Annotated in this window: 3 protein-coding genes; 1 reads left to right on the top strand and 2 read right to left on the bottom strand. The window is 56.5% G+C overall.

Features of this window, described 5'->3' with window-relative positions:
• The coding region (locus AAIL68_RS17330) for an HrgA protein (RefSeq protein ID WP_347141035.1) at positions 1 to 919 on the bottom strand (919 nt) is incomplete at its 3' end.
• Between the two features lie 141 nt (positions 920 to 1,060).
• Between AAIL68_RS17330 and AAIL68_RS17325 the strand changes: the two genes are divergently transcribed.
• On the top strand, positions 1,061 to 1,759 hold the full coding sequence (locus AAIL68_RS17325; protein ID WP_347141034.1) for a hypothetical protein: 699 nt from the start codon (positions 1,061 to 1,063) through the stop codon (positions 1,757 to 1,759).
• Between the two features lie 73 nt (positions 1,760 to 1,832).
• On the opposite strand, the gene AAIL68_RS17320 is transcribed toward AAIL68_RS17325, so the two are convergent.
• Positions 1,833 to 2,095 (bottom strand): hypothetical protein (locus AAIL68_RS17320; protein ID WP_347141033.1); only part of this gene is annotated, 263 nt, incomplete at its 5' end.

The raw sequence follows: 2,095 nt of genomic DNA, 5'->3' as shown, positions 1-2,095 counted from the left end.
AGTACTTCACGTGGTTCAGGAACTCGACGAAATCTGTGTTCTCGAACGCGATCCGGTTGGCGCTATTCCAGTCGACGGTGGTTCGTTCGCGGGCCGGGATCAGGATCTCGCTTTCGGAAGGGTTGCCGGCGTTCACCTTGATGACACCCACCCCGTGGGTGCCGGCCAGGACACGGAGCTCCGCCAAGGTGTCCCCATGGATCTCCGATGTGACCAGATAGGGGAAGTTTGCCCAGGAGGAGTTGCTGACGGCTTGAAAATAGGATTGGCGGACATTCGAGCGGTTTAGCAGCACTTTGACTTCAAAGGAGTAGAGCTTCGACCGGGGGTCGGAATAAGCCTTGGCACAGTCGATGACCTCGGCGGACCAGTCCGCGGTCAGGTTCTCAATGCCTACCACGTCCGGAAACAGCCACTTGTTGCCCTCAGGACCACGACTGTTGCGGGAGCGCTTTTCATCAATCCTCTTTGACGAAATGCGCAACTCGGAGAACAGGAACTGGGAGAGAAGCGGATACAGCTCTGCTTCCATCGTCCTTCGCGGCACAGGCGATACGGCTATGGGATCATCGAACCTGAGTGGCGCAGTCACCGTTTCCCCCTCTTCGAAGGCCTGAACATCCGCATCGTCCGAGCTCGTTGAATAGAAGTATTTGCGCGGTCGCTCTTCGGTGGATTTGATGCCAAACCGACGTTCGAGATGCTGCCGCTGGGCGCCGATCTCGGCCACGATCTGCTGGATTAGCCCTTCGTAGCTGTCGAGCGGCTGCACGACAGCGCGGCTGCGCTGGCGCTTCGCTTCACAGGCCTCCGGATGCCGCTCGTAAACTTTCACAGCGATCTCGCGCGCAGTCAGGCGATCACCCTGCAACTCCTGTAGGACCGGCGGCACGAACCTGGTGATCGAAAACTTTTCCATGATAAGCACCTCCTGCCTTTTTCCGAGCACGAGCTCTTTCATCTCAACTGGTTATGATCAACTAGCAATTTCTCAGGGCTGCGTAGATCATGCGTCGGGCGAGCAGGATGGCCAGATCGTTCCCCCTTTGCTTCAAACGGCATGCGTCTTTTAGAGCAAGAAGAACCCATGAGCCTTAGTCAAACTCAGATCATCAGGTCGCTCGGTGAAGCTCTGCAGTGGTTTGAAAAGGAACTGGCGTGGGGCGCACAAATTGCTGAATTGCGTCATCTCACAGGTCGGATCGGTGAACTTTACACGGCCATGATCACACGCGGACAGATGGCCAAGGCGGTCAATCAGGTCGGCTATGATGTCGTTTCGGCCGAGGGCGAGAAGATATCGGTCAAGACGATCACCTCATCGACCCATGTCAGTTTCAATGCCAGCACGCTTCAACACGCCACACGCGTGATGATCCTTCAGATCGAGGTTGAAGAGAATGAGCCGTCAATCCGCGAGCTCTTCAACTGCACGATCGAAGAACTGCGTCCTCTGCTTCGTGAATCGAACGGATCTCTTCGCCTTCTGATGAACCACCGGTCCGGTGCGCTTGCCCGAACGTCCTCTTACCCGATCGAAGACCTCAAGGAGGTGGCAGCGTCCACCTGGAAGCATCTGCGGGTGGTCCAACTTGAGAATGGGACGATCCTGGTGAAGGAAGGCGAGCAGACACTTCCTCAGGCCCTGCCTGTCCTTCGCGAAATAGCCCGCGACATCGGAGTGGATGTGTTGAACGCGATGAGCAATCCGAAAAACACGAGAACGCTCGGCTCAGACATCATCAAGGCGTTGGGCTGACAGGTCCGCGCTGCCCACGGAGATCAACAACTAAAGGTTGCAATCTGGCTGGACAGGAGCGAGCCCGTATCGCCTACTTCGTGGTGCAACCCATTTTCACGAGAACCGGTTTATGGCCCGCCAGAAGATCAAACCAGCCTATATTCCAGCCGACGGAAGCTTGACGACAGTCCTTTCTCAGGCTGCCTTTCTTGAAGACGACATCCAGACACTCGTTCACCAGCATCCTGATATCCTTCCGCTGGGTGAGATCGATCCGGTGAGAACGGCAGTGAGAAATTAGGCCACGGAAGCGGCGGCATGGAGCTGCTGCGGGCGGCGTAAAAGTCGTCCACC

This window comes from Paracoccus sp. SSK6 (assembly GCF_039770665.1).
Classification (GTDB): Bacteria; Pseudomonadota; Alphaproteobacteria; order Rhodobacterales; family Rhodobacteraceae; genus Paracoccus.
The sequence above is the reverse complement of the archived record's forward strand: the minus strand, read 5'-3'. Positions and strand labels throughout refer to the sequence as shown.

Bases quoted from the DNA above. Each gene is read 5' to 3' on its own strand.
- AAIL68_RS17325 (WP_347141034.1), top strand. From the start codon at position 1,061: ATGCGTCTTTTAGAGCAAGAAGAACCCATGAGCCTTAGTCAAACTCAG.